A 25,249-nucleotide genomic window follows, 5' to 3' on the forward strand; every position below is an offset into this window, starting at 1 on the left:
AGGAGAGAACCTTCGTGTCCCACATCGACACCGCCACCGCCCGCGCACTGATCACGACCGACCCCGGCGTCCTCGTCGTGGACGTCCGCACCCCGTCCGAGTTCGAGTCCGCCCACATCGACGGCGCCGTCAACCTGCCGCTCGACCAGGTGGACGCCCACCTGCGACGCATCGTCCAGGACGCCGGCGGCCGCATGGTGCTCGTCTGCCAGTCCGGCGGCCGGGCCGAGCGGGCCCGCAGAGCGCTCAGCGAGGCCGGACTGCCCGGCGTGGCGGTGCTGGACGGCGGCATGAACGCCTGGATCGCCTCCGGAGCACCCGTCAACCGCGGCCGGCCGCGCTGGCCGCTGGAGCGGCAGGTCCGGCTCGTCGCCGGGAGCATCGTGCTCGTCTCGGCCGTGACCAGCCTGTGGGTCCCGGCCGCCGTGTTCGTCGCCGCGTTCGTCGGCGCGGGCCTGACGGTCGCGGCGCTCACCGGCACCTGCGCCATGGGCATGCTGCTGGCCAAGCTGCCCTACAACCGCGCCGGCGAGGTGGACGTCGAAGCCGCCGTCGCCCGTCTGCGCGGGCCTTCGGCCCCTTGACCAGGCGCTTTCTCATGTCCTTTGCATACCCCCGGGGGTATCTGTGATCGCCTTGACTCTCGCCGCCGCCGTCGTGGTGGGCATGACGCTCGGACTCTTCGGCGGCGGAGGGTCCATCCTCACCGTTCCCCTGCTGGTCTACCTGGCAGGTGTGCCGGTCAAGCAGGCCATCGCCATGTCGCTGTTCGTCGTGGCCGTCACCAGCGCCGTCAGCGCCGTCGGCCACGCCAGGGCCGGGCGCGTCCGCTGGCGCACCGGGCTGATCTTCGGCGCCGCGGGCATGGCGGGCGCGTACGGGGGCGGCCTGATCGGCCCGCACCTGCCCGAGACGCTGCTCATGGTGGCCTTCGCGGCCATGATGCTCGCCACCGCCGTCGCCATGATCCGTGGCCGTCGTGTCACCCGTGCGGTCCCGCGAGAGCTGCCCGTCCCGCACGTGGTCGCCGAAGGCGCCGTGGTCGGCCTGGTGACCGGGCTCGTCGGCGCGGGCGGCGGCTTCCTGGTCGTGCCCGCGCTGGTGCTGCTCGGCGGCCTGCCCATGGGCGCGGCGGTGGGCACCTCACTGGTCGTCATCGCCATGAAGTCGCTGGCCGGCCTGGCCGGATACCTGCACTCCACGCCCGTCGACTGGTCCCTGGCGCTGTCGGTGACCGCGGCGGCCGTGGCCGGCGGGCTCGTCGGCGGCGCCCTCGCGGGCCGCCTCGACGCCGACCGGCTGCGCAGCGGGTTCGGCTGGTTCGTCCTGGTGACGGGCGTCGTCGTCCTCGTCCAGCAGGCGCCGCTGTAGGCGGATGGAGCACCCTGGCGCCGGCGCCGGGTGGCTGCTTCTATAGAGACGAACCCCCTGGTAAGGCGACCGTATCCGCTCGGATCGGCCGGATAATATAGCCGATCGGGGTGTCGTGCGGGATGCTGCGCGTCTAGGATCTTCAGCGCGACACGCGCCGGGGGAGCCGAGACGAGAGGTGGTGCGATGGGCGCCAGGGCGGCAGAGGCGGGGCGGCCGCAGCTCAGCGACGACGCCGCCGCCTACGTGCGCAGCATGATCATGTCGGGGCAGTGGCGTCCGGGCGACTCCGTCCGGCCTGAGGCGGTCGGCCAGGCACTGAGCATCTCCGCGACCCCGGCCCGCGAGGCGCTGCACGTGCTGCGTGTGGAGGGCTTCCTGGAGCTGCTGCCCCGGCGTGGGTTCCAGGTGGCGCGGCTGACGGGGCAGGACATCCGCGACCTGTTCGAGGCGCACGCGCTGATCTCGGGGGAGCTGGCCGCCCGGGCGGCGGTCCGGGCGACCCCTGACGAGCTCGACGAGCTCGACGCCCTCCATCACGAGCTGCTGGCGGCGGCGTACCGTAAGGACCTGGCCCTGCTGGAGGAGAAGAACCACGCCTTCCACCGCCTGATCAACCTGGTCGCGGACGCCCGCAAGATCACGTGGGTGCTGACCCTGACCGGGCGGTACATCCCCACCCGCTTCTACTCCGAGATCGAGGGGTGGCCGCAGGCCACCCTGCACGACCATTCGAAGATCCTGGAGGGCCTGCGCGCCCGGGACGCGGAGGCGGCGCGGGCGGCGATGCACGATCACATCGCCAACGCCGGGGATCTGCTGGCCAGGCAGTTCGACAAGCGCGCGGCGGGCGAGCAGGACCCCGCCTAGCCCGTTCATGGAGCCAGGTGCCGGCCGGTCTCTATAGAGTTTCGCGCTCCCGTGTGCGGAGGGAAGTCCTGCTCAGCTACGAGATTCATGAGACATCTGGTGATTCGAGCATCAATAATATATTTTATATCGGGACGAAAGGGGAGACGTGCTGCCACTTACAGGGATCACCGTGGTCGCGCTCGAACACGCGGTGGCCGCGCCGTTCGCGACGCGCCAGCTCGCCGACCTCGGCGCCCGGGTGATCAAGATCGAGCGGCCCGGCTCCGGCGACTTCGCCCGGCGCTACGACGAGTCGATCAACGGACAGTCCAGCTACTTCGTCTGGCTCAACCGTTCCAAGGAGTCGGTGACGCTGGACGTGAAGTCGCCGCGCGGCCGGGAGATCCTGCACGAGCTGGTCGGCCGGTCCGACGTGCTGGTGCAGAACCTCGGGCCGGGCGCGGCCGACCGGCTCGGCCTGTCGGCCGCCGCCGTGCGGGCACGGGACCCCCGCAAGATCGTGCTCGGCATCACCGGGTGGGGCAGCGACGGCCCGTGGGCCGGCCGCAAGGCGTACGACCTGCTCGCCCAGTGCGAGGCCGGCCTGGTCTCGCTGACCGGGTCGGCGGACGAGCCCGCGCGGGTCGGCATCTCGGTCGCCGACATCGCCGCCGGGATGTACGGCTTCAGCGCCGTCCTCGCCGCCCTCTACCAGCGGCGGCTCACGGGCGAGGGCGCCACCCTGGAGGTCTCGCTGTTCGAGGCCCTGGCCGAGTGGATGGGCCAGCCGGCCCACTACACCGCCGGGAGCGGCCGCCAGCAACCGCGCGCGGGCGCCCGGCACGCCACCATCGCCCCGTACGGGCCGTTCACCGCAGGAGACGGGCGCACGGTCCTGATCTCGATCCAGAACGAGACCGAGTGGGTGCGGTTCTGCGCGGAGTTCCTCGGCGCGCCCGAGCTCGCCACCGACCCGCGCTTCGCCACCAACACGCTGCGCGTGGCCAACCGCGACGCCCTGGAGGCGATCGTGGACGCCCGCTTCGCCGCTTTCGGCGCGGCCGAGGCCTCCGCCCTGCTCGACCGGGCCGGGATCGCGAACGCCGGCGTCAACACGGTCGGCGACTTCCTGGACCACCCGGTGCTGCGGGAGCGCAAGCGGTGGCGGGACGTCGACACCCCCGGCGGCGCCATCCGCGCGCTGCTCCCCCCGATCTCCCTCGGCGACGAGGAGCCGCGGATGGACCCGGTGCCGGCCGTCGGCGAGCACACCGCCGCCGTCCTCGCCGAGCTGGGCCGCTCACCGGGGGAGATCGCCGACCTCGCCGACAAGAAGATCATCTGACCGGCCCCACGGGCGGCGAAGGAGTTCCGATGACGTTGAACGCCGAAGAGACGGCCATGGTCGAGGCGGTGCGCGACTTCGTCGACCGCGAGGTACGGCCGGTCGCGAGGGAGCTGGAGCACGCCAACGCCTATCCGGGCGAGCTCATCGACCAGATGAAGCGGATGGGCGTCTACGGTCTCGCCATCCCCGAGCCGTACGGCGACGTCCAGGTCTCCACCCCGTGCTTCGCGATGATCACCGAGGAGCTGGCACGAGGATGGATGAGCCTCGCCGGGGCCATGGGCGGGCACACCGTGGTGGCCAGGCTCATCCTCGCGTACGGCACCCAGGAGCAGAAGGACCGCTACCTGCCGCGGATGGCGACGGGCGAGCTGCGCGCCACGATGGCGCTCACCGAGCCCGGCGGCGGCTCCGACCTGCAGGCGATGCGCACCGTGGCCAGGCGTGACGGCGACGGGTACGTGATCGACGGCACCAAGACCTGGATCAGCAACGCCCGCATGTCGGGTCTGGTGGCGCTGCTGTGCAAGACCGACCCCGCGGCCGAGCCCCGGCACCGCGGCTTTTCCGTCCTGCTGGTGGAGAAGGTGCCGGGGGTCACCGTCACCGCCGACCTGCCCAAGCTCGGCTACAAGGGCGTGGAGAGCTGTGAGGTGGTCTTCGACGGCGCGCGGGTCCCGGCGGACGCGCTGCTCGGCGGCGTGGAGGGCGCCGGGTTCACGCAGATGATGCGCGGCCTGGAGATCGGCCGCATCCAGGTGGCGGCGCGGGCGACCGGGGTGGCCAGGGCCGCGTTCGACGACGCGCTCGCCTACGCCCAGCAGCGGGAGTCGTTCGGCAGGCCGATCTGGCGGCACCAGGCCGTCGGCAACCACCTCGCCGAGATGGGCACCAAGCTGACCGCCGCCCGACGTCTGCTGCTGTACGCGGCCGAGCGCTACGACTCGGGTGAGCGCAGCGACATGGAGGCGGGCATGGCGAAGCTGTTCTGCTCGGAGGTCGCGATGGAGATCGCCCTCAACGCGATCCGGGTGCACGGCGGCTACGGCTACTCCACCGAGTTCGACGTCGAGCGCTACTTTCGCGACGCCCCGCTGATGATCGTGGGCGAGGGCACCAACGAGATCCAGCGCGACGTCATCGCCCGGCAACTCGTCGAGCGCGGCGGCCTGCCCTTCTGACGGCGGCGCCGTACGGGCCGGGTAACGCCGGACCGTCATCCGGCGCACGCCGGGATAACGCCGCGCTCGTAGCCTCCCGGCATGGCTGAAGCTTTCATCATCGATGCCGTCCGTACCCCGGTGACCAAGCGGGGCGGGCCGCTGAGCACCGTCCATCCCGCCGACCTCGGCGCCCACAGCATCCGCGCCCTGGTCGAGCGGACCGGGATCGACCCGGGACTCGTCGACGACGTCGTGTTCGGCAACGTGGACTCGGTGGGTCCGCAGTCGTTCGACATCGCCCGCACCTGCTGGCTCGCGGCGGGGTTCCCGCTGCACGTGCCGGGGGTGACGATCGACCGGCAGTGCGGATCGGCCCAGCAGGCCGTGCACTTCGCCGCGCAGGCCGTGATGAGCGGCACGATGGACCTCGTCGTCGCCGGCGGCGTGCAGAACATGAGCATGGTGCCGCTGATGTCGGCGGCGAACGCGGGCCGCGCGCTCGGCTTCGACGACCCGTTCTCCACCTCGCCGGCGTGGACCGGCCGGTTCGGGGACGGCGAGGTCAGCCAGTTCCGTGGCGCGGAGATGATGGCCACCCACTGGGACATCTCCCGCGAGCAGATGGAGGAGTTCGCCGTCGAGTCGCACGAGCGGGCGCTGCGGGCGAACGCTGACAAGCTCTTCGAACCGGAGATCGCGCCGCTCGACGGCGTCGGCGCCGACGACGGCCCGCGCGAGCCGAACTGGGAGAAGATCAGGTCGCTGCCCACGCTGCTGCCCGGCGGGCGCATCACCGCGGCCTGCGCGAGCCAGATCAGCGACGGCTCCGCGGCCCTGCTGATCGCCGGCGAGCGCGCGGTGAAGCACCTCGGACTGACCCCCCGGGCGCGCATCCACCACATGAGCGTGATGGCCGACGATCCGATCATGATGCTGTCCGCCCCGATCCCCGCGACGGAGCGGGCGCTGCGGCGGGCCAAGATGACGCCGGACGACATCGACGCCGTCGAGATCAACGAGGCGTTCGCCCCCGTGGTGCTCGCCTGGCTGAAGGAGACCGGCTTCGACCCGGCCAGGGTCAACCCCAACGGCGGGGCGATCGCGCTGGGCCACCCGCTCGGCGCGACCGGCGCGCGGCTGATGACGACGCTGCTCAACCACCTGGAGCGCACCGGCGGCCGCTACGGCCTGCAGACGATGTGCGAGGGCGGCGGCCAGGCCAACGTCACCATCATCGAACGCCTGTAAGTCAGAGCGCGGAACGAAACGGCCGGGCCGGCGGGATCACCGCCGGCCCGGCCGTTCCCACCTGGCCACCTGAGGTCGCGTCAGGCCAGGTAGGTCTCCAGCAGCCGGTTCTCGTCGAGGTCAGCGCTGTTGCCGGAGGTCACGACGTCACCGACGACCATCACGTAGGCCCGGTCGGCCACCTCCAGCGCCAGCCCGGCGTTCTGCTCCGCCACCAGCACGGCGGTGCCGGTGGCCACCACCCGCTTCAGCGCCTCCAGCACGTCCCCGACGATGCGCGGAGCGAGCCCCATCGACGGCTCGTCGATCATGAGCAGGCGCGGCTTGGCCATGAGCCCGCGCGCGATCGCCAGCATCTGCTGCTCGCCGCCGGAGAGCACGCCGCCGAGGTCGTCGAGCTTGCGCCCGAGCACCGGGAACAGGTCGATCATCTCGGCCATGCGCTCCTCGACCCCGCCGCCGGGCAGCCGGTAGCCGCCCATCAGCAGGTTGTCCCGCACGGTGAGCGTGGACAGGATGGCCCGTCCCTCGGGCACGTGGCTGACGCCGAGCCGGGCGATCCGGTGCGCGGCCGTGCGCCCCATCACCCGGCCGTCGATCTCGACGGTGCCGGCGGCGGGCCGTACCAGGCCGGAGATGGTCCGCAGCAGGGTGGTCTTGCCGGCGCCGTTCGGGCCGACGATGGCGACGGCCTCGCCGGTGCCGACCGTGAGGCTCACCCCGTGCAGCGCCTCCACCGCGCCGTAGCGGGTGACGAGGGATTCAACGACCAGCATCGGGTGCCTCCACTGCGTTACGGTCGTGGGTGCCGAGATAGGCCGTCTTGACCCGTTGGTCCTGCCACACCTCGGTGGGCCCGGCCTCGGTGAGGACGCGGCCCCAGTCGAGCACGACGACGCGGTGGCAGACCTCGGTGACGAGCCGGACGTTGTGGTCGACGAGCAGTACGGTCACGCCCTCGTCGTTGATCGAGCGGATGAGCTCGCCGATCTCGTCAGACTCGGTGCGGTTCATCCCTGCGGTGGGCTCGTCGAGCAGCAGCAGCCGGGGTTCGGTGGCCATCGCGCGGGCGATCTCGACGCGCCGCCGCATGCCATAAGAGAGCTCGGCCACGTCGGCGTCGATCACGCCGGTGAGTCCGACGCGGTCGATGAGCCGCCGGGCCACCTCGTGCTGCTCGGCCTCCTCCCGCCTGCGGGTCCGGCCCATCTGCCAGCGGCGGCCCTTGAAGGACAGGTGACGGCCGATGAGGACGTTCTCCAGGACCGTGCTCTCCTCGAAGAGCTGCAGGTTCTGGTACGTGCGGGCGACGCCCGCGGCGGCGAGGCGGTGCGGGCGCAGGTCGGCCACGTCCGCCCCGGCGAGCCGGATGGTCCCGGTCGTCGGCTTGAGATAGCCGCTGATGAGGTTGACGACGGTCGTCTTGCCTGCGCCGTTGGGCCCGATGAGGCCGCAGATGGCGCCCTGCCGCACGGTGAACGAGACGTCGTCCACGGCCTTCATGCCGCCGAAGTGCTTGCTGACCCCGGACAGTTCCAGGAGCGCGGTCATGGGCTCGCCACCTTCTCCGCAGGTTCGTCGATCTTGGGAGACGGCGGGTTCCCACGGTCCCGCCATCGTCGTCGCAACCCCCGGTAGAGCGACCGGTCGGACAGGCCGTTCGGCGCCACCAGCAGCACCACCACGAGCAGCACGCCGTAGACGATGTCCTCCCAGTGGCCGCCGGCGACCTGCAACAGGTCGCGCAGGATCGTCAGCCCCCAGGTCAGCAGGACCGGCCCTGCCCAGTGCCCGTTGCCGCCGACGAGCACGTACGTGAACACGATCACCAGCGTGGCGAAGCCGTACTGGTCGGGGCTGATCACCATGGTCCGGTGCGCCTCCAGCGCCCCCGCGCAGCCGGCGATCGCGCCGGCGGCGGTGAAGGCCACGAACCGCACCCGGAACACGTTGATCCCCAGGCCCTCGGCGGTGCGCTCGTCCAGCCGCACTGCCTTGGCCGCCCGGCCGAAGTAGGAGCGGTGACCGAGCTCCAGCACCAGGAAGGCCACGGCCAGGGCGATGATGAGGTACTCCGTTCTCACCTCGACCGGGATGCCGGCGATGCCGTTCGGCCCGTTGGTGAAGTCGCTGATCCGGATCAGCACGACGATGGCCTGCGCGAGCGCGAGACTCCCGAGCGCCATGTAGATGCCGCGCAGCCGCAGCACCGGCGGCGCGAACAGCGCGCCGATCGCCCCGGCGAGCAGCGTCGCGCCGAGGAGCCCGACGGCGAACGGCAGCTCGGTCTTGGTCGAGACGAGGGCGGCCGTGTAGCCGCCGACGGCGGCGAACCCCATCGGGGCCAGCGACATGATGCCGACCCGGAACGTGACGTGCACGCTCACCACGAGCAGGGTGAGGATGAGAGCGGTGTCCAGCCGGAAGAGCTGGAGCGGTTCGAGCCAGTCAAACACGTGCGGCCTCCTTCTTGCCGAAGAACCCGGACGGCCGCGCGACCAGCACCGCGAGGATGGTCGCGAACGCGATGATCTCCCGGAACACGCTGGACACGTACGAGGTCGCGTACACCTCGATGACGCCGAGCACCAGGCCCCCGACGATCGCGCCCTTCACCGAGCCCATGCCGCCGAGGATGATCACCGCGAAGGCGACCAGCAGGAGGCCGTCACCCGATGAGTAGGACACCTGAGCCGCCGACGCCGCCACGAAGATGCCGGCCACGGCGGCGAGGCCGCCGGCGACGAAGAAGCAGATCGAGAAGACGAGCTGGCTGTTCACGCCGAGCAGTTCGGCGGTCTCCCGGTTGTGGGCGACCGCCCGCACCGCCCGCCCCGACCTGGTGCGGTTCAGCCAGAAGGCGAGGCCGGCCATCGCCACGATCGCGATCGCCAGCATGACGACCTGGAGCCGCGGCACGTTCTGCCCCGCCACCTCGAAGGCCCCCACCGGGAAGCCCTGCCGGGGGAACGCCTCGGTCTGCGCGTCGGTGTAGGTGCGCAGGATCGTGGTGAGCACGAGCGAGACGCCGATCGTCGCGACGACGAAGGAGAACTCGGGCGCCTTGCGGGCCCGGAGCGGGGCGAGGACGGCCAGGTCGAGGAGCACCGACAGCACGCCGGCCGCCACCATGCCCACCAGGATGGCGAGCGGCACCGGCAGTCCCAGGTGCAGGGCCGCCAGGGCGGCGAAGCTGCCCCACGTCAGGATCTGCGCATGCGCGAAATTCAGGATGCCGAGGACACCCCACACCAAGGTGACGCCTACGCCCAGCAGGGCGTAGGTACTTCCCAAGGCCAAGCCGTTAATGGTCTGCTGCACACCATCCTCCGCTCCCTCTCACAGCCTTGGGGGACCAGGCTGACTTCGGTGTGACGAGATAGGTGCCCAGCGTTCCGTCAGCTCGTTAACGCCACCGTTACGTCCCGATACGGGCGTTAACCACGGCCGGATCCGAGCTCCGGGAACTCCATGAGGTTCAGCATGGTCCCGTCCGGGTCGCGGATCGTGAGCACGTGGCGGTGCCGGCCCGGCATGGGGGTGAGCGTGACCGGCCCGGCCACCACGGGCACGTCGTGCTCGCGGATCCGGGCGAGGGTGGCCGTCATGTCGCGGACGCGCAGGCCCAGCCGGGCCAGGCCGGGCTGCTTGGCCGTACGGGGGACGGGCTCGCCGCGTTCGTCGGCGAAGCACAGCAGGTCGAGGTAGGTCGCGGCGTCGTCGTCGCTCCAGGTGAGCAGCGCGGCCTTGCAGCGCACCGAGCCCGTGACGTCGAGGATCGCCTGGAAGTCCGCGGCGGCGTCGAACTCGAAGACCCGCCCGATCAGGCGGGCGCCGAGCACGCGGGTGTAGAAGTCGAACGACCGGTCGAAGTCCGCGCAGACCACGTTGGCGTGGACGAGGTGGGTGATGCCCAGGGTCATGGTGGAGGTCCTCTCTCCGTGCGAGTGACGACGCCGCCCCGGCACGCTGGTGGCGTGCCGGGGCGGCGGCTTCTCTGAAGGGACGGGTTATTTGCAGGCGGCGGCCGTCTGCGGGTCGAAGAGCGTGATCTTGCTGTCCACGATCTGCAGCTTGGTGCCCTTGACGCTGGCGGTGCGGTTGTCAGTGAAGCCGATCTTGCCGAACGGCGTGTCGATGTCGCTCAGCCCGGCGAGCGTGTCCCGGACGGTCTTCTTGTCCGTGGTGCCCGCCTCCTTGAACGCGTGCGCCATCGACCAGAGCGACGCGTAGCCGGCCGCCTCGAACACGGTGGCGGAGCGCTTCTCGCCGTGCTGCTTCCAGTAGTCGAGGAAGTGCGCGTTGTTCCCCTCGGTGCTCTGGCCGTTCCAGGCGGTCACGTACACGAAGCACTGCATGGCCTGGCCCGCCTGCTCCATGGTGGCGTCGCTCACGTCCGGCGCCATGAACACCGGGCCGTCGTAGCCGATCTCGTCGAGCTGCAGGTAGATCGTGCTCATCATGCCGGGCAGGGGCATGGTCACCAGCACGTCCGGGTTCGCCTGCTTGAGCTTGGTGAGCTGGGCCCGCACGTCGGTGTCGGTGCCGACGAAGGTCTCCTCGCCGACGGTCGTGATGCCCGCGGCCTCCAGCGTCTCCTTGCGCTTGCCGATGACGATCTTGGCCGCCTCGGAGTCGCTCTGGTACAGGTACGCCGCGGTCTTGAGCCCGGTGAACGTCTCGGCGAACTCCTTGTCGGCGGGCGGCATCACGTTCGCCATGTCCGGATAGAGACGGAACATGTAGTCGCCGACCTCGGTGACGCCGGCCGCGGAGAGCCCGACCGCCATCGTCGGGATGCCGTTCTGCTGGAGCTGCGGCCCCGCGGCCAGGAACGACGGGGTGAGGGTGAAGCCCACGACCGCGTCGACCTTGTCCGCCGCGAGCTTGAGCACCGCCTGCACGGCCTCCTGCTTGTCCGCCTTGGTGTCGATCTCCACGAGCTCGATCTTCGAGCCGCCGAGGAAGCCGGTGTCGTTGATCTCCTTGGCGGCCAGCCGCACGCCGTCGCGCTCGCTGGTCCCCACGCCCGCGATGCCGGCCGCACCGCTCAGGTCGAGCGGGACGCCGATCTTGATGGTGGAGGGCAGTCCGGCCGCCTGCGCGGTGTCGCCGCCCTCGTCACCGCCGGAGCCGCAGGCCGCCGCCAGCAGTGCCGCACAGAGGATTATCCCGAGTTTGCTCTTTCGCATATCAACCTTCCGGGGGTCGACGACTCCGGCGGAGTCACCAGCATGTGACGGCGATGCGTCAGGGGGACCTGATCCTGCGGAGACCTCGTTAACGGGTCCGTTACGCTCGGTCGCCGCAGGGTGGGTTCACAGGCCGAGCAGGTTCTCGGCCGGCCGGTTCGCGGTCGCCAGGATCTCCGCGGCGCGGGCGAGGGTCTCGTCGTCCAGGTCGGCGGACAGCCCGCTGAGGCCGTCCGCCACCTCCGCCGCGTCGCGGCAGCCGAACAGCGCGACATCGGAGTACGGCTGGCGCACCGTCAGGGCCAGGACGAACGCGGCGAGCGAGAGCCCCAGCGGGTCGGCGAGCGCGCGCAGCCGCCGGGCGATCGCCAGATTGGCGGCGAACGCGTCACCGGCGAAGAACACGTTGCCCGACGTGCCGGACCGCCCCTCGCGGCGGCTGCGGCCCCGCCAGTCGTCGGGCTCGAACTCGTGGTCGTCGGTGAAGTCCTCCGACAGCAGGCCGTGTACGTACGAGCCATAGGTGATGCGCAGGCCGCCGCGCGCGCCCGAGGCGGCGAGCTCGTTCAGGTAACGATGGTCGAGCAGGCTGAAGCTGTACTCGACGGCGGTCGGGATGCCGGTGGCCAGCGCCCGCCTGGCCGCCTCGGCGCCGAAGTTGCAGAAGCCGACGTCGCGGGCGAGCCCCTCCTCCTTGAGGCGCAGCAGGTTTTCCATCTGCTGCTCGGGGGTGAGGGCCGGATCGAACTGGTGCAGCAGGTAGACGTCGACGTGGTCGGTGCGCAGCCGGGTCAGCGACTCCTCCATGAACCGGCGCAGCGCGTCGTAGGAGGAGTCGCAGACCAGGGTCAGCAGGTTCGTCGGGTCGGTGTAGCGCACGCCGCCCTTGGTGCACAGCCGCACCTCGTCGCGCCGGCCCTGGAGGATCTCGCCGACGATCGCCTCCGACCGGCCCGAACCGTAGAAGTGCGCCGTGTCGTAGAAGCGCACCCCCGCCTGGTACGCGGCCTCGACCGCGCCCCGGGCCGCGTCCTCGTCCACCTGTCCGTACCCTTGCGCGATCATGGTGCCGCTGCCGAATCCGACACGGCCGATCAGCGGGTTTCCATCCGGCATGACAACGTCTCCTCGATCCGCGGAGGTCATTTCGCTTCTGCGGACGCGCGCACGACGGCGTTCCCCGTCATCACCACCGCGTCCTGCCCGTCGGTCACGGTCAGCGCGACCGCGGCCGTCCCGTCGCCGTGCACCGACTCCACCCGGGCGCGGGCGGTGAGCGTCGCCCCCGGGAACACCTGGGCGCGGAACCGCGCCTCGTACCGCAGCAGCGACTCGGGCCCGAACCAGTCGGTCAGGACCCGGCCCGCCATGCCCATCGTGAGCATCCCGTGCGCGAACACCGACGGGTAACCGGCGGCCTCCACCGCGAACCGCTCGTCGGTGTGCACCGGGTTGAAGTCGCCCGAAGCCCCCGCGTACTGGACTATCCGTGTCCTGGTCAGATCGCGGACGAGCACCAGCTCCCTGGTGTCGCCCGCCGCCACGGCCGTCATCCGCCCGCCCCCACCGTGGTGGAGGTGGTCACCGTCACCATCGTCGCGGTGACGACCGGCTCGCCCTCCTGGTCGCGGTACTCCGTGATCTTCTCGGTGAAGGTGAGCGCGCCGCCCCGCCGTCCCTCCTTCCGCCAGGTCCTGCCCGGACGGTCCACCGCGCTGAGCACGTCGCCCTCGCGCACCGGCCGGTGGTACTCGTACCGCTGCTCGGCGTGGAGGCCGAGACCCGCGCCGTCGGCGGGGGGCGCGCCGGAGGGCGTCGCGCCCGAGCCCGGCCAGGGCTCGTCCGGCTTCGGCCGGACGGCGCTGTCCGGGTCGTAGTGGTCGGCCGCCCAGACGAACGTGGGCGGGGCGATCGCCGGAGTGCCGGTGATCGCGCCGTGGTAGGCCGGGTGGGGATCCCCGACGGCCCGCGCGAACATCATGATGTGGCCCCCCTCGACCGGGAACCGCTCGACTGCCATGCTCGTGCCTCCTGGTTGTCGGCCGTGACTCTCCCGCCTCGCCGTTCGCCCCGGGGTTACGGACCCGGTTCGTAACGTCGCAGGTAACGGCGCGCCCGGCACGCTGGCGGCCCTCTGTCCGCGACGGCGACGCCCTCGCCGAGGAGGTCCACGTGCCCGCCGCCCCACGCCCGCGCATCGGGCTCAACCTGCCGCTGAGCTTCGCCGGCGCCGCCCCCGCCGCCATCGCCGCCTGGTTCGGCGACGTCGAGGCCGCGTCCGTCGACGCGCTGTGGACCCTCGACCAGCTCGCCGGGCGCATGCCCACTCCGGAGCCGATCGCGCTGCTGGGCTTCGCCGCCGCGCATACGACCCGCGTCCGGCTCGGCATCGCCGTCCTCGTCGCCCCCGGCCGGGGCCCGATCGCGGCGGCCAAGCAGCTCGCCTCGCTCGACCGCCTCACCGGCGGCCGGCTCGTGGTCGGCGTCGGCAGCGGTGACCGCCGCCTGTTCCCCGCGCTCCGGCTGGGCGACTGGGAGGACCGGCCGGGCGCGGTCCTGGACGAGTTCCTGACGGCGGTGCACCGCCTCTGGACCGGGACCGGCGTCACCCACGACGGCCCCATCTGGCCCTTCGCCGACGTCACGGTGACCCCGCGCCCTGTCGCGCCGCCCCCGCTGTGGGTCGGCGGCGGTTCGGTCCCGGCGCTGCGCCGGGCGCTGCGCCTCGGATCCGGCTGGGTGGCGGCCGGCCGGCAGCCCACCGCCCGCTTCGCGGAGCTGGCCGTCCGCCTGGACGAGGTCGCCGAGCAGGAAGGCCGAGCCCGCGACTCCTTCAGCGTCGCCAAGCGCGTGTACCTGCTGGTCGAGCCCGACCAGGCCCGCGCCCACCGGACGATCGACGCCTGGTTCGGCGCCTTCTACGGCACCCCCGACCACGGCCGCGAGGCCACCGTCCACGGCGACGTGGCGACCTGCGCGGAACAACTCGCCGAGCTGGCCCGCCTCGGCGTCACCGACCTGATCCTGCACCCGCTGGACGAGTCGCCGCGGCACCAGGCCGCCGTGCTCGGCGAGCTCCTGCCCGCGATCACGGCGGCCTCGACCGGCTAACCGGCTGATCGGCGCGCCGCCGAACGGGCGAAGTCCCAGCTCGCCCAGCGGTCGGCATGCACGACGATGCCGACCCGCGCGCCCGACAGCGCCATCTCCCGGTAGTCCGGCCGGCCCGGCTCCGGGAAGTTGCGCGAGACGATCGCCTCACCGATGCGCAGCATCCCCTCGTCGTCCTCGACGAGCTCCGCGCGGCCGGTCACCGACAGGCCCTTCAGGCTGCCGTAATCCTCTCCCGAATCCACCAGGCACGCCACGCGCGGGTCGGTGCGCAGGTTGCGCGCCTTCACCGACGTACGCTGCGTCCACATCACGATCTCGCCGTCGAGCACCCCGAACCACATCGTGGCCAGATGCGGCGCCCCGTCCGGATCCAGCGTCGCGAGCTGCAGACTCTTACGCGACAGCAGGTAGTCCAGCCGTTCACCCGGCTCGATCGGCAGCGGCCTGTCACCCATGGCGGGCTCCTTTCTCCCGCGCCCACTACAGCCGCCAGGGCATACCCCGGGGCGGCGGCGCACGGCGTAACGCGGGAGGTAATGGGGGACCGCGTTACGTGTCAGCGGTGAGCCCCGAATCCATGAGCCCCATGTTGATCAGCCCCGCTCTGACCCGGACGGGAGCCCTGCCACGATGATCGTGCCGGCCGACAACGAGATCCGGCTCGACCTCCCGGACGGTCCGCGGGTCGACACCGAGATCGTGCACTTCTACAGCGACGGCCTGCGGCTGAACGGCGTCCTGGTCACGCCCCGGGAGCGGGCGGGGGCCATGCCCGCCCTCGTCGCCAGCCACGGCTGGAGCGGCGCGGTCAACTTCCGCGTCCTGCCGCTCGCCGGCCGCCTCGCGCGGCGCGGCTACGCCGTGCTCGCCCTCGACCATCGCGGCTTCGGCCGCAGCGAGGGCGCCCGGCTGCGCTGCGACCCGTACGAGCAGGTACGCGACGTCTCCAACGCCGCCACCTACCTGGCGGGCCGGCCGGAGATCGACGGCTCCGCGCTGGGCGTGATCGGCGCCAGCTTCGGCGGGGCCATCGCGGTCGCCGCCGCGGCCGCCGACGAACGCCTCCGCGCCTGCGTCGCCCTCGTCCCGCTCGCCGACGGCCGCCGCTGGCTACGCGACCTGCACGCGGGCCCGCATGGCGGCCCGCACGGCGACCTGAACGGCGGCCCGCACGGCGGCCCGCACGGCCCGGGATCCTGGCCCGCCTTCCTGGACCGGGTCGCCCGGGACGAGGCGGAACGGGTGCGCACCGGCCTCGGCGAGCGGGTGCCGCTCGGCACGCTCATGCCGCTGCCGCCGAGCCCGGCCGCCGACGCCGAGGCCGCGCTCATCGCCACCGCCTATCCCGAGGGCTACCCGCTGGAGAACGCCCGGCTCGCCCTCGGCTTCTCTCCCGAGCAGCTGGTCTCCGCGATCGCCCCCCGCGCCCTGTGCCTGATCACCCCCGGCGACGACACGGTCATCCCGGCCGAGCACTCCCTCGCCCTGCACGCCCGCGCAGGCGAGCCCAAGGCGCTGCACCTGCTGCCGCACGGCGGTCACGGCGGCCCCATGGGCGAGCTCGTCGACACCACCGCCGAACTGGCCGGCGCGTTCCTCGCCGAGCACCTGCCGCCCGGGGCGGCGTCATGACCGGCCCCCTCGACGGCCGGGTGGCCGTGGTCACCGGCGGCGGCTCCGGCATCGGCCACGCCACCGTCGAACGCTTCGTGGCCGACGGCGCGCGCGTGGTGCTCGCCGATTACGCGGACTCCGCGGCCGGAGCGGCCGCCGAGATCGACCCCTCCGGCGCGCGGGTGGTCTTCCAGCGCACCGACGTCCGCCACGCCGGCCAGGTGGACCGCGCGTTCCAGGTCGCGATGGACCGCTTCGGCCGCTGCGACATCGCGGTGAACAACGCCGGCGTGATCGCCGGCGGATCCCTCCATGAGGACGACGCCGACGACGAGTTCGACCAGGTCTGGCGCGTCTGCGTCGCCGGCGTCTGGCACGGCTGCCGGTCCGCCGTGGCCCGCATGCGCCCCAACGGCGGCGGCGTCATCCTCAACACCGCGTCGACGGCCGCGCTCTGGCCCACCCCGGCCTTCCCCGCGTACGGCCTGGCCAAGGCCGCGGTCGTCCACCTGACCCGCTCACTCGCCGCCGCGTACGGCCGCGACGGCATCCGCGTCAACGCCGTCCTGCCCGGCCCCACCCGCACCGGCATCTTCGCCGCCGCGACCGGCGGCCTTGACATGGCGGACCTGGCGGACCTGGAACAGCGGTACACCGCGACGATGTCGCTCGGCCGCATGATCGAGCCGGAAGAGACCGCGTCCGCCTTCGCCTACCTCGCCTCCGACGCGGCGCGGTCGGTCACCGGCGCCGCCCTGCAGATCGACGGCGGCTTCCGGCCCGGCGGCTGACGCCCGGCCACCCCAGCATCCCCGCGTCCCCCCGCCTCACACATCAGGAGACCCGCAATGACCTATCTGGTCACCGGCGCCACCGGATTCATCGGCTCGTACGTCGTCGACCGGCTGCTGCGCGACGGCCATCCGGTGATCGCGCTCGACCGCCGCCCCGACTGGGCCCGCGAGCCGGCCGCCCCCGACCCGTCCGCTCTCACCTTCGTCGAAGGCGACGTCACCGACTTCTCCCTCGTCGCCGACCTGGTGAGCACCCACCGCGTGGACCGGATCATCCACCTGGCCGCCGAACTCCACGACCGCTCCGCCGGCCAGCGCGGCCAGTGCATCCAGTCCAACGTCGTCGGCACCTACAACGTCCTGGAAGCCGCCCGCCTGCTCGGCGTGTCACGCACCGTACTGGCGAGCAGCGCGGCCCTCTTCAGCCCGGCGCACCACGACCCCGCCCGCCCCATCGCCGAGGACGCCCGCATCCACGGGGGCGACGTGTACGAAGGCAGCAAGATCTTCGGCGAGACCATGGGCGAGTACTACCTGCGCACCCTCGGCGTCACCAACACCTCCATCCGCATCGGCCTCGCGTACGGCGCCGCCTGCCTCATCGGCACCGCCCGCCGGCTCGTCGACGAACTGGTCACCAAGCCCCTCGCCGGCGAGCCGGGCAGGCCCGCCTACCACGGCGGCTCGATGATGAACATGGTCTACATCCACGACACCGCCGACGCGTTCGTCCGCGCGAGCGAGGGCCCGGTCCCGTCGAGCCACGTCTACCACGTACGCGGCGACTACCGCAGCATCGGCGACATGGTGGAGGTCGCACGCAAGCTCATCCCCGGCGCCACCATCGAACCCGGCGACGCCGACCACCGCTGGCCGATGAACTTCGACGACTCCCTCTTCCGCCGGGAGTACGGCTACACGACCCGCTGGTCCCTGGAGGACGCGCTCGCCGACATCGTCAAGGAGAAGCGCTCCGAGACCGCCTGACCACGAGACGAACCCCGCGTCGCCCGAACGGCGGCGCGGGGTTCGTTGTCGAGGATCAGGCCCTGTTCAGACGCTGTCCCGGCGCGGGAAGCCGGTCAGCGGTTCCCGGCTCTCCAGGGCGGTGACGTCGCCGGGATCGGCGCCGATGTAGACGGCGCGGGCGACGCGGCGCATCACCTTGCCGTTGCGGGTCTTCGGCAGGGCCGCGACCGCGTGGACGGCCTTGGGACGGGTGGCCTTGCCCTCGCGGGCCACGATCGACTCCTCCAGGCGCGGGAGGACCTCGGCCGGGTCGGCGTCCCCGGTGAGGACGACGAAGCAGACGAGGGCCTCGCCCTTGAGGTCGTCGGGGACGCCCACCGCGGCGGCCTCCACCACGGCGGGGTCGTCGACGAGGAGGGACTCGATCTCGGCGGGGCCCACGCGCTTGCCGGCGAGCATGATGGTGTCGTCGGAGCGGCCGAGCAGGAACCAGTGGCCGTCGGGGTCGACGTAGGCGAAGTCGCCCTGCTGCCAGTTGCCGGGGAAGCGGCTCCAGTAGGTGGACAGGTAACGTTCCGGGCCGTCCCACAGGCCCTTGGTCATGCCGGGCCAGGGGGCGCGGACGACGAGTTCGCCGACCTGGCCGCGGACGGGCCGGCCGTCGGGGTCGAAGACGTCGGCGGCCATGCCGAGCGAGGGGGCGGAGAAGCCCGCCGGCTTGATCGGGCGGTGCACGGAGCCGCTCACGATGGAGGCGCCGCATTCGGTGCCGCCGCTCATGTTGACGATGGGAGTGCGGCCCTTGCCGACGTGGCGGAAGCACCACCACCAGGGCTCCAGGTTCCACGGCTCCCCGGTGCTGCAGATGACCCGCAGGTCGGGGAGCGCGTGTGCGTCCGGCCACCGGTCACCGAGACCGGCGAGGACCCGGATGAGGGTGGGGGAGACGCCGAGCGCGGTGACGCGGTGGCGCTCGACGACCGACCAGAGGCGGTCGGGGGTGGGATGGTCGGGCGTGCCCTCGTACAGGACGGCGGTGCCGCCGTTGGTGAACGCGGCCGTCACCACGTAGGCGCCCATGACCCAGCCCATGTCGGTGACCCACATGAGGCGCTCGCCGACGTCCATGCCGAAGCCGTGCCTGGCCTCCTGCGCGAACTTGAACGGCAGCCCGGCGTGGGTGTGCAGGCAGCCCTTGGGCCGGCCGGTGCTGCCGGACGAGTACAGCAGGACGCAGGGGGTCTCGGCGTCGAAGACCGGGGTCTCGGTCATCGGCTCGGCGGCGGCCGTCGCCTCGTCCCACCACTCGTCGCGGCCGGGCACGAGCGGGATGTCGCGGCCGAGACGGCGGACCACGAGCACGGTGCGCAGGCCGGGGGCGTCGGCGGCGGCCTCGTCGGCGGTCTCCTTGAGCGGCACGAGCTTGCCGCGCCGCTCGAACCCGTCGGCCGTGACCATGAGCTTCGCCCCCGAGTCGAGCAGCCGCTCGCGGACGGGTCCGGGGCCGAACCCGCTGAAGAACGGGGCCACGACGGCGCCGATCTTCGCGGCGGCGAGCATGACGACGGCGGCCTCCGGCACCATCGGCAGGTACAGCGCGACCACGTCGCCGGCGCCGACCCCGCGCGCGGCGAACGCGCCGGCGGCGCGGTCGATCTGCTCCTTCAGCTCGCCGTAGGTGAGGGTGCGCACCGCGCCGTCGTCGCCCTCCCAGACGATCGCCTCGGCGCCGGCGCGGCCCTCGTCGACCCAGCGGTCGACGGCGTAGTCCGCCCAGTTGAGTCCGCCGCCCTTGAACCAGTGCGGGAACTCGGGGCCGTCGGACAGGTCGAGGACCTTCTCGTACGGTCGCCGCCAGCGCAGCCCGACGTCGTCCGCGGCGGCGGCCCAGAACCATCCTGGGTCGGCCGCGGCGCGGTCGGCGACCTCGTCGACCGAGGTGAGGCCGTGCCGGGCGGCCATCCGGCCGAGCGGGGTGCCGGGGAAGGCGGCGGGGTCGGGCTCCCACGCGATGGGGAGCCGGTTCAGCTCGTCGACGTTCACGGGAATCTCCGGAAGGCGGGCGGGGTCATTTGATCGCCAGCGGGTTCAGCGGGGACCCGACCGCCTTGGTGAACGGCAGCGGCCCGGCGGCGAACATGAACTCGTAGACGCCGTCGGCGGCGCAGTCGTCGGCGAGCTTCTCCAGGTCGAAGATCTCGCCGATCAGCAGGCCGGCGTTGACGAGCAGCACGATGTGCACCGGCTGGAAGATCTCGTCCGTCTCGTTGGGCCGGACCTCCATGCCCCAGGTGTCGGTGGCGACGCCGGCGACCTCGTTGCCGCAGAGGAAGTGCGCGGAGTCGAGCGAGAGGCCGGGGGCGTCGCCGGCCGCGTAGTCGCCCCACGAGCCCCGCGCCCGGCACATGGCGATGTGCCCGGTGCGGACCAGGACGAAGTCGCCGCGGCCGACGGTGACGCCCTGCGCCTCGGCGCAGGCGGCGAGCTCGGCGCTGTCGATGCCCTGACCGGGCTCCAGCCACGGCACGCCGCGGTGGCGGGGGATGTCGAGCAGCACCCCCCGGCCGACGACCTTCTCGGTGGTCAGCTCGATGCCGCACTTGCCCGCTCCGGTGCTGGAGACGTGCTCCTGGCCGAAGCCGTTGTACATCTTGCCCTCGTAGAACACGTGCGACAGGGCGTCCCACTGGGTGCCTGACTGCAACGGCATGTAGACGGCGTCGTCGGCGTAGCGGAGCCTGGCCATGTGGTCCTGGGCGCCGATGGCGGCGTCGCCGCCGTCCTGCAGCATGAGGTGGATCGGGTTCACCCGGCCGCCCCAGCCGTTCTGCGGGCCGTCGCCGTCGTACGGCAGCGCGCAGGAGATCACCTTGCCCTGGCGGACGAGCGCGGAGGCGGCGACGACCATCTCCGGCTCGATGTAGTTGAGCGTGCCGATCTGGTCGTCGGGGCCCCACTTGCCCCAGTTGCGGTATCGCTCGCACAGGGCGTGGACGTCGTCCAGCGTCACCTTTCCGCGGCCGTCCCCGGCAGCGCCGGTGCTCACGTCAGTGTCGGTGCTCACGTCAATGTCTCCCCATCGTCGCGGAACGGGACTCAGGACTGCGCGGGCAGCGTGCCGAAGCGCTGGGCGAACCAGTCGGCGATGAGCTGCCGGGCGGGGTCGGGCTCGTCGGTCTGGCAGTGCTCGGCGCCGCCTTCCGCGACGGTGAAGATCCGCAGGGTCTTGTCGGCCGAGCCGGCCGCCTCGTACGCCTTGTGCGCGTCCTCGACGGCGACCTGGCGGTCGTTCTCACCGTGCACGATCAGCAGCGGCTGGGTGAGCTCGGGCAGCACGTCGACGAGCGTCCACTGCCGCACCCGCTCCAGGCCGGCCTCCATCGTGTCGGTGCCCATCACCCAGGGGAGCTGGAACCACGGCACCGAGACCGTCTTGGACCGGGTGGCCCAGCGCTTCTCCCAGGTGGCGCCCCAGTCCCAGATGCCGCCCCAGGCCGCGCACGCCTTGATCCGCGGTTCGAACGCGGCCGACCGCGGCGCGTAGTAGCCGCCGAGGCTGATGCCCATGACGCCGATGCGGTCGGCGTCCACGTCCGCGCGGGTCTCCAGGTAGTCGATGACGGCCCCGGTGGGGACCTCGTAGTCGGGCCGGGAGGGCACGTTCCGCAGCCGGAGCGGCTCGCCCACGCCGGGGCTGTCCATCACCAGGCAGGTGATGCCGCGGCGGACGAACTCCTCCTCGACGAAGCCGTACAGGATCTCCTTGGTGACGTCGAAGCCGCCGTAGAAGATCACGACGGGGGCGGGCTCGGCGGTGCGGGCCGGGATGAGGTAGCCGGGCAGGACGCCGTCGGGGGAGGGGACCTCGATGCGCTCCACGTTCAGCGGCGCCAGCTCGACGGCCTTCTCGAACGCGTCGAGCGCGGCGCGGTAGCTGGCCGTCTTCTCGGGGCCGGGGGCGATCTGCCGCTCGCCGCTGGCGTGGTAGACCGAGGCGCGCAGATAGCGCAGGCCCGCGCTGCGGCGCAGCCCCGCCTGGAGGTCCTTCTCGGCCTGCTCCTCCTGCTGGCCGGCCATGCCCGCCCACGCCTTGCCCCAGGCCTCGGGCTCGGGCTCGCCGTCGCGCAGCGGCGCGAGCCAGCGGTGCATCTCACCGAGCGAGCCGCCCGCCATGAGGGCGAGGTTGAAGGCCGATGACCACATGTAGTTGTCCGGGAAGTAATAGAACACCGTGCGGGCTCCGTTCACGTGCGGTGGGGGCAGAGGGCTCCACGCGCCACCTCATCCGGCCCGCGTTACCACCGTCGTTATGGCCCTGCCGGGATCCGGGGAGGCGGTCCGGGTGACGCCCGGAGAATGCCCGGGTGGCACGATCGGTGCCTGGCGAACGACCGCCCTAAGTGATCTCTATGGGGATATATCGCCCAAATGACATTAAATGGCCAAGAAGTCTTGACTTTGGTCGTCCCGTACCACTTTATGGAGAGACCACACCGCCGTAACGCGGGGATTTCGGCGGCCTTGCGTGACGTTACACTTCCGTGAACTGAGGTCGGCATGATCTTGAGTCACAAGGTCCTCCCCCCGGGACTACCACGTGGCACCATCGCCCGAGACCGCCTTGACGAGCAGTTCGCCACCCTCCTCGATGTCTACGAGACCATCGTGATCTTCGCCGCGGCAGGGTCCGGCAAGACCGTCCAGACCCGGATGTTCGCCGCGCGGTTCGGCTGGCCGCTCGCCTGGCTGACGCTCGACGCCGGCGACCGCAGCCCGTCCCGGCTGATGACCTACCTGGCCAAGGCCCTCGCCGAGGTGAACCCCGAGGCGCCGCGCACGGTGGAGACCGCGCTGGAGGAGGGCTTCCCCGCGGCCGAGGTCGCGGCGATGCTCGCCGAGGGCATCCACGACACGTCCCTGCTGCTCGTCCTGGACGACTGCGAATGGCTGGTGGAGGCGGACGAGGCGGTCGACGCGCTCGGCGTCTTCCTCGACTACCTGCCGCCGAACGTCCGCACGGTCATCCTCAGCCGCGAGGACCTGGGCGGCCCGATCGGCCGCATGATGCTGCAGGGCCGGATCGCCCGGGTGAGCGGCGAGGACCTGGCGCTGAGCATGGACGAGGCGCGCACCCTGCTCGCCGCGCACGGCCAGGGCGGCCGGGACCCGGCGCCGCTGATGGAGGCCACGAAGGGCTGGATCGCCGCGGTGGCCTTCGACATCGTCCCCGGGCTGCAGTCGGGGAACGGGCCGGACGTGCTGGCAGGCTTCGTCTCCCGGGAGATCCTCGCCCGCCTCCCTGAGGAGGAGCAGGACTTCCTGCTGCGCACGTCGATCCCGGCCGGCGTCACCGCCAGGGCCGCCGTCGCCCTCTGCGGCGAGAAGGGCTACCGGCTGTGGCAGTCGCTGGGCTCGCGGCACCTGCCGGCGACCAAGGTCGACCGGGCCCTCGTCTACCACCCCCGGTTCCGGCAGCATCTGCGCGAGCAGTTGCAGGCCCGCCTGCCCGGGGAACTGCCCGAGCTGCAGAGCCGCTACGCCCGCCTGCTGGAACAGTGCGGCATGCACGAGGACGCCGTCGAGACCTACCTGGAGGCGGGAGAGCTGGAGAAGGGCGCGGACGCGGCCGAGCGCGCCGTGGCCGCGCTGGCCGCGCGCGCGGACTGGCAGGTGCTGCTGCGCTGGCTGGAGGCGTTCGGCCCGGCGGCGGTCGAGTCCCGTCCGGTCCTGCTCGGCGCCGCGCTGCGGGCGCTGTACGGGGTGCGGCGCATCCCCGAGGCCCAGGCGCTCATCCTCCGGCTGCACCAGGAGGGCGTGCTCAGCGACGTCGCCAAGGCCGACCCCGGTGCGGTGGCGTTCGTCGGTTACGCCATGCAGTGGCGCCCGGCCGATGCCCTGGAGCTGGTGCGCGGCTACGAGGGCGACTTCCGGGCCGAGGCGGTCCGCTACGAGCTGGAGGCGGTGGCGGGCCGCGAGCCGGTGGCGCCGCCGCCCGGCCGCGACTGGGTGGACAGCGAGCGCGTCTACTCCTGGGGACTGCTCGTGCAGGGGCGGCTCGACCAGCTCCTGCGCATGCTCCCCGACGAGGGGGACTGGCCGCCGCGCTCCTTCTTCCGCACCCCCCACCCGCTGCTCGCCCTGGTGTGGCGGGGCGAACTGGCACTCGCCCGCGAGCTGCTCGACGAGGTGCCCGAGGCGATCAAGTTCGGCGCCCACACCGACCTGTGGTTCTTCCACGAGGCATGGCTGCTGTGGGCCGAGGGGCACGTCGAGGAGGCGCTGGCGGCCGCCGAGGCCGCGGTCGACCACAGCCGCAGGACCCTGTTCGGCTGGGAGCCCTGCTTCGAGGTCGTGGTCGGCGTCCTGCAGCTCGCGCTGGGCCGGGTGGACGACGCCCGCATGACGCTCGCCGACGCGATCAGCCGTTCGGCGGCGAGCGGCAACCGCTGCTACGCCGAGTGGGGCCAGACCTTCCAGGGGCTCGCCTACCTGCGCATCGACCGGCCGGAGGACGCCGCCCGGGTGCTGCGCACCGCCACCGAGGCGATGCGGGCGGCCGGCCGCACGCTCATGCTGCCGTTCGCCGCGGCCTACCTCGCCGAGGCCGAGGCCCGGCTGGGGCGTGCCGAGGCGGCGTCGGCCGCGGTCGAGCTCGCCTACGCGACCGCCAGCTCGATCGGCTGCCTGTTCGTGCTCAAGAACGCGCTGAACGACGTGCCGGGCGTGCTGCGCCGCCAGATCGAGAACGACGCCGGCGGCACCCGCTGGCGTCAGCTCGTCGGGCAGCAGCCGCCGGAGGTGCGCAAGCGGCAGCCGGCCGTCCCCTCCGAGCGGGTGATCGTCGTGGACGTGCACACGCACGGCCCGGTGGTCGACCTGATCGTGGACGGCGTGCCCCGCTGCTCGCGCCGCACCAAGGTGCTGGAGCTGGCCGCCTATCTCGCGCTGCACCCGGAGGGCGTGGAGCGGCACCGGCTGCAGGAGCGCCTGTTCCCCGACGCGGACCCGCGCCGCGGCGGCAACTACTTCCGCCAGGTGGTGCACAAGCTGCGCCAGGCGACGGGGGTGAACCTGTCCAGGACCGCGCACGGTCACGTCCGCTGGGCGGACGGCCTGTACGTGGACAGCACCGACCTGCGCTTCGAGCGGATGATCGGCGAGGCGTACCGGCTGCGGGGCGAGGAGCGGCTGGACTGCATCGAGTCCACGCTGGAGATGGTCGAGGGACCGTACCTGCCCGAGAGCGAGCTGGAGTGGGCCGAGGAGCGCCGTCACGAGCTGGAGGTGATGATCGTGAACGCGGCGGTGGACGCGGCCCAGGTGGCGGTGTCCCTGGGCTATTTGGAGCGTGCCAGGCAGGCGGCCACGTTCGCGATCAACCGCGACCCGTTCTGCGAGTCCGCCTACTGCGTGCGGATGCGGGTGGAGGGGGCCCTGGGCTCACCGCACGCGGTCCTGGCCGAGTTCCAGCGGCTCACCACGGCTCTGGCCGAACTCGGGGTCGAGCCGACCCCGGCGACCCGGCAGCTCGTCCGCGAGCTTCGGGCGACCTGACCGCGGGCCCGACCCGCGCGAAAACGGTGC

At 72.3% G+C, this 25,249-nt stretch carries 24 protein-coding genes; 11 read left to right on the plus strand and 13 right to left on the minus strand.

The window, feature by feature from the left end; genetic code table 11:
• Positions 1-14: 14 nt before the first annotated feature.
• The 6 genes from FR742_RS11460 (at position 15) to FR742_RS11485 (ending at position 5,982) form a co-directional block, all read left to right on the plus strand.
• On the plus strand, positions 15-584 hold the full coding sequence (locus FR742_RS11460; protein WP_148030936.1) for a rhodanese-like domain-containing protein: 570 nt from the start codon (positions 15-17) through the stop codon (positions 582-584).
• A 43-nt stretch (positions 585-627) separates the two neighbouring features.
• Entirely contained in the window at positions 628-1,371 is a 744-nt protein-coding gene (locus tag FR742_RS11465) for a sulfite exporter TauE/SafE family protein (RefSeq protein ID WP_148030937.1), read from the plus strand.
• Between the two features lie 186 nt (positions 1,372-1,557).
• Positions 1,558-2,241: a GntR family transcriptional regulator gene (locus tag FR742_RS11470; protein WP_148030938.1), complete on the plus strand. Its 684-nt coding sequence runs from the start codon at positions 1,558-1,560 to the stop codon at positions 2,239-2,241.
• Positions 2,242-2,389: 148 nt separating this feature from the next.
• The gene (locus tag FR742_RS11475; RefSeq protein ID WP_148030939.1) at positions 2,390-3,568 is read left to right on the plus strand and encodes a CaiB/BaiF CoA-transferase family protein; all 1,179 of its coding nucleotides are present in this window, start codon (positions 2,390-2,392) and stop codon (positions 3,566-3,568) included.
• 29 nt (positions 3,569-3,597) lie between these two features.
• Positions 3,598-4,752, plus strand: coding sequence for an acyl-CoA dehydrogenase family protein (locus FR742_RS11480; protein ID WP_148030940.1), 1,155 nt, complete (start codon positions 3,598-3,600; stop codon positions 4,750-4,752).
• 81 nt (positions 4,753-4,833) lie between these two features.
• Entirely contained in the window at positions 4,834-5,982 is a 1,149-nt protein-coding gene (locus tag FR742_RS11485) for an acetyl-CoA C-acetyltransferase (protein WP_148030941.1), read from the plus strand.
• An 80-nt stretch (positions 5,983-6,062) separates the two neighbouring features.
• Here the strand turns inward: FR742_RS11485 and FR742_RS11490 are convergent, their stop codons facing one another.
• The 9 genes from FR742_RS11490 to FR742_RS11530 all read right to left on the minus strand — a co-directional run bounded on the left by FR742_RS11490 (position 6,063) and on the right by FR742_RS11530 (position 13,194).
• A complete protein-coding gene (locus FR742_RS11490) occupies positions 6,063-6,758 on the minus strand; it encodes an ABC transporter ATP-binding protein (RefSeq protein ID WP_148030942.1) in 696 nt (231 codons plus the stop codon).
• On the minus strand, positions 6,745-7,533 hold the full coding sequence (locus FR742_RS11495; protein ID WP_148030943.1) for an ABC transporter ATP-binding protein: 789 nt from the start codon (positions 7,531-7,533) through the stop codon (positions 6,745-6,747). The genes FR742_RS11490 and FR742_RS11495 overlap by 14 nt, the downstream gene beginning before the upstream one ends.
• Entirely contained in the window at positions 7,530-8,438 is a 909-nt protein-coding gene (locus FR742_RS11500; protein ID WP_148030944.1) for a branched-chain amino acid ABC transporter permease, read from the minus strand. Before FR742_RS11500 ends, FR742_RS11495 begins: the two co-directional genes overlap by 4 nt.
• Positions 8,431-9,282: a branched-chain amino acid ABC transporter permease gene (locus FR742_RS11505; RefSeq protein ID WP_187281097.1), complete on the minus strand. Its 852-nt coding sequence runs from the start codon at positions 9,280-9,282 to the stop codon at positions 8,431-8,433. The genes FR742_RS11500 and FR742_RS11505 overlap by 8 nt, the downstream gene beginning before the upstream one ends.
• 137 nt (positions 9,283-9,419) lie before the next feature.
• Positions 9,420-9,905, minus strand: a complete 486-nt coding sequence (locus FR742_RS11510; RefSeq protein WP_148030946.1) for a VOC family protein — start codon at positions 9,903-9,905, stop codon at positions 9,420-9,422.
• Positions 9,906-9,992: 87 nt separating this feature from the next.
• Positions 9,993-11,174, minus strand: a complete 1,182-nt coding sequence (locus FR742_RS11515; protein ID WP_148030947.1) for an ABC transporter substrate-binding protein — start codon at positions 11,172-11,174, stop codon at positions 9,993-9,995.
• A gap of 126 nt (positions 11,175-11,300) precedes the next feature.
• A complete protein-coding gene (locus FR742_RS11520; protein WP_187281098.1) occupies positions 11,301-12,290 on the minus strand; it encodes an aldo/keto reductase in 990 nt (329 codons plus the stop codon).
• Positions 12,291-12,316: 26 nt separating this feature from the next.
• Positions 12,317-12,727 carry a MaoC/PaaZ C-terminal domain-containing protein gene (locus tag FR742_RS11525; RefSeq protein ID WP_148030949.1) on the minus strand — a complete coding sequence of 137 codons (411 nt, stop codon included), beginning with the start codon at positions 12,725-12,727 and terminating at the stop codon, positions 12,317-12,319.
• The gene (locus FR742_RS11530) at positions 12,724-13,194 is read right to left on the minus strand and encodes a MaoC family dehydratase N-terminal domain-containing protein (protein WP_148030950.1); all 471 of its coding nucleotides are present in this window, start codon (positions 13,192-13,194) and stop codon (positions 12,724-12,726) included. Before FR742_RS11530 ends, FR742_RS11525 begins: the two co-directional genes overlap by 4 nt.
• 152 nt (positions 13,195-13,346) lie before the next feature.
• Between FR742_RS11530 and FR742_RS11535 the strand changes: the two genes are divergently transcribed.
• Entirely contained in the window at positions 13,347-14,285 is a 939-nt protein-coding gene (locus FR742_RS11535; RefSeq protein WP_187281099.1) for an LLM class flavin-dependent oxidoreductase, read from the plus strand.
• Here the strand turns inward: FR742_RS11535 and FR742_RS11540 are convergent.
• Complete coding sequence (locus tag FR742_RS11540) at positions 14,282-14,743, minus strand: pyridoxamine 5'-phosphate oxidase family protein (protein WP_148030952.1); 462 nt, start codon at positions 14,741-14,743, stop codon at positions 14,282-14,284. The genes FR742_RS11535 and FR742_RS11540 overlap by 4 nt on opposite strands.
• 175 nt (positions 14,744-14,918) lie before the next feature.
• On the opposite strand from FR742_RS11540, the gene FR742_RS11545 reads away from it, so the two are divergent.
• The 3 genes from FR742_RS11545 to FR742_RS11555 are packed head-to-tail and all read left to right on the plus strand — an operon-like array spanning position 14,919 to position 17,683.
• Complete coding sequence (locus tag FR742_RS11545) at positions 14,919-15,920, plus strand: alpha/beta hydrolase (protein WP_148030953.1); 1,002 nt, start codon at positions 14,919-14,921, stop codon at positions 15,918-15,920.
• On the plus strand, positions 15,917-16,693 hold the full coding sequence (locus tag FR742_RS11550) for an SDR family NAD(P)-dependent oxidoreductase (protein ID WP_148030954.1): 777 nt from the start codon (positions 15,917-15,919) through the stop codon (positions 16,691-16,693). The genes FR742_RS11545 and FR742_RS11550 overlap by 4 nt, the downstream gene beginning before the upstream one ends.
• A gap of 57 nt (positions 16,694-16,750) precedes the next feature.
• Positions 16,751-17,683, plus strand: a complete 933-nt coding sequence (locus tag FR742_RS11555) for an NAD(P)-dependent oxidoreductase (protein WP_148030955.1) — start codon at positions 16,751-16,753, stop codon at positions 17,681-17,683.
• A gap of 66 nt (positions 17,684-17,749) precedes the next feature.
• Here FR742_RS11555 and FR742_RS11560 read toward each other — a convergent pair whose 3' ends face one another.
• From FR742_RS11560 to FR742_RS11570, 3 genes are read right to left on the minus strand one after another with little or no spacing between them, the layout of a single operon-like run.
• Complete coding sequence (locus tag FR742_RS11560) at positions 17,750-19,708, minus strand: AMP-binding protein (RefSeq protein ID WP_148030956.1); 1,959 nt, start codon at positions 19,706-19,708, stop codon at positions 17,750-17,752.
• Positions 19,709-19,733: 25 nt separating this feature from the next.
• Positions 19,734-20,729 carry a cyclase family protein gene (locus FR742_RS11565; protein ID WP_222708903.1) on the minus strand — a complete coding sequence of 332 codons (996 nt, stop codon included), beginning with the start codon at positions 20,727-20,729 and terminating at the stop codon, positions 19,734-19,736.
• A 32-nt stretch (positions 20,730-20,761) separates the two neighbouring features.
• Positions 20,762-21,895, minus strand: a complete 1,134-nt coding sequence (locus FR742_RS11570) for a S9 family peptidase (protein ID WP_148030957.1) — start codon at positions 21,893-21,895, stop codon at positions 20,762-20,764.
• Positions 21,896-22,222: 327 nt separating this feature from the next.
• On the opposite strand from FR742_RS11570, the gene FR742_RS11575 reads away from it, so the two are divergent.
• Entirely contained in the window at positions 22,223-25,219 is a 2,997-nt protein-coding gene (locus FR742_RS11575) for a BTAD domain-containing putative transcriptional regulator (RefSeq protein WP_148030958.1), read from the plus strand.
• Positions 25,220-25,249 lie beyond the last annotated feature (30 nt).

The organism is Nonomuraea sp. C10, assembly GCF_008017515.1.
GTDB classification, from domain to species: Bacteria; Actinomycetota; Actinomycetes; order Streptosporangiales; family Streptosporangiaceae; genus Nonomuraea; species Nonomuraea ferruginea.

Excerpts from the sequence above, each read along its gene's own strand:
- FR742_RS11470 (WP_148030938.1), top strand. The coding sequence starts at position 1,558 with ATGGGCGCCAGGGCGGCAGAGGCGGGGCGGCCGCAGCTCAGCGACGAC.
- FR742_RS11480 (WP_148030940.1), top strand. The coding sequence starts at position 3,598 with ATGACGTTGAACGCCGAAGAGACGGCCATGGTCGAGGCGGTGCGCGAC.
- FR742_RS11485 (WP_148030941.1), top strand. The coding sequence starts at position 4,834 with ATGGCTGAAGCTTTCATCATCGATGCCGTCCGTACCCCGGTGACCAAG.
- FR742_RS11490 (WP_148030942.1), bottom strand. The coding sequence starts at position 6,758 with ATGCTGGTCGTTGAATCCCTCGTCACCCGCTACGGCGCGGTGGAGGCG.
- FR742_RS11495 (WP_148030943.1), bottom strand. The coding sequence starts at position 7,533 with ATGACCGCGCTCCTGGAACTGTCCGGGGTCAGCAAGCACTTCGGCGGC.
- FR742_RS11510 (WP_148030946.1), bottom strand. The coding sequence starts at position 9,905 with ATGACCCTGGGCATCACCCACCTCGTCCACGCCAACGTGGTCTGCGCG.
- FR742_RS11515 (WP_148030947.1), bottom strand. The coding sequence starts at position 11,174 with ATGCGAAAGAGCAAACTCGGGATAATCCTCTGTGCGGCACTGCTGGCG.
- FR742_RS11520 (WP_187281098.1), bottom strand. The coding sequence starts at position 12,290 with ATGCCGGATGGAAACCCGCTGATCGGCCGTGTCGGATTCGGCAGCGGC.
- FR742_RS11525 (WP_148030949.1), bottom strand. The coding sequence starts at position 12,727 with ATGACGGCCGTGGCGGCGGGCGACACCAGGGAGCTGGTGCTCGTCCGC.
- FR742_RS11530 (WP_148030950.1), bottom strand. The coding sequence starts at position 13,194 with ATGGCAGTCGAGCGGTTCCCGGTCGAGGGGGGCCACATCATGATGTTC.
- FR742_RS11540 (WP_148030952.1), bottom strand. The coding sequence starts at position 14,743 with ATGGGTGACAGGCCGCTGCCGATCGAGCCGGGTGAACGGCTGGACTAC.
- FR742_RS11545 (WP_148030953.1), top strand. The coding sequence starts at position 14,919 with ATGATCGTGCCGGCCGACAACGAGATCCGGCTCGACCTCCCGGACGGT.
- FR742_RS11550 (WP_148030954.1), top strand. The coding sequence starts at position 15,917 with ATGACCGGCCCCCTCGACGGCCGGGTGGCCGTGGTCACCGGCGGCGGC.
- FR742_RS11555 (WP_148030955.1), top strand. The coding sequence starts at position 16,751 with ATGACCTATCTGGTCACCGGCGCCACCGGATTCATCGGCTCGTACGTC.
- FR742_RS11575 (WP_148030958.1), top strand. The coding sequence starts at position 22,223 with ATGATCTTGAGTCACAAGGTCCTCCCCCCGGGACTACCACGTGGCACC.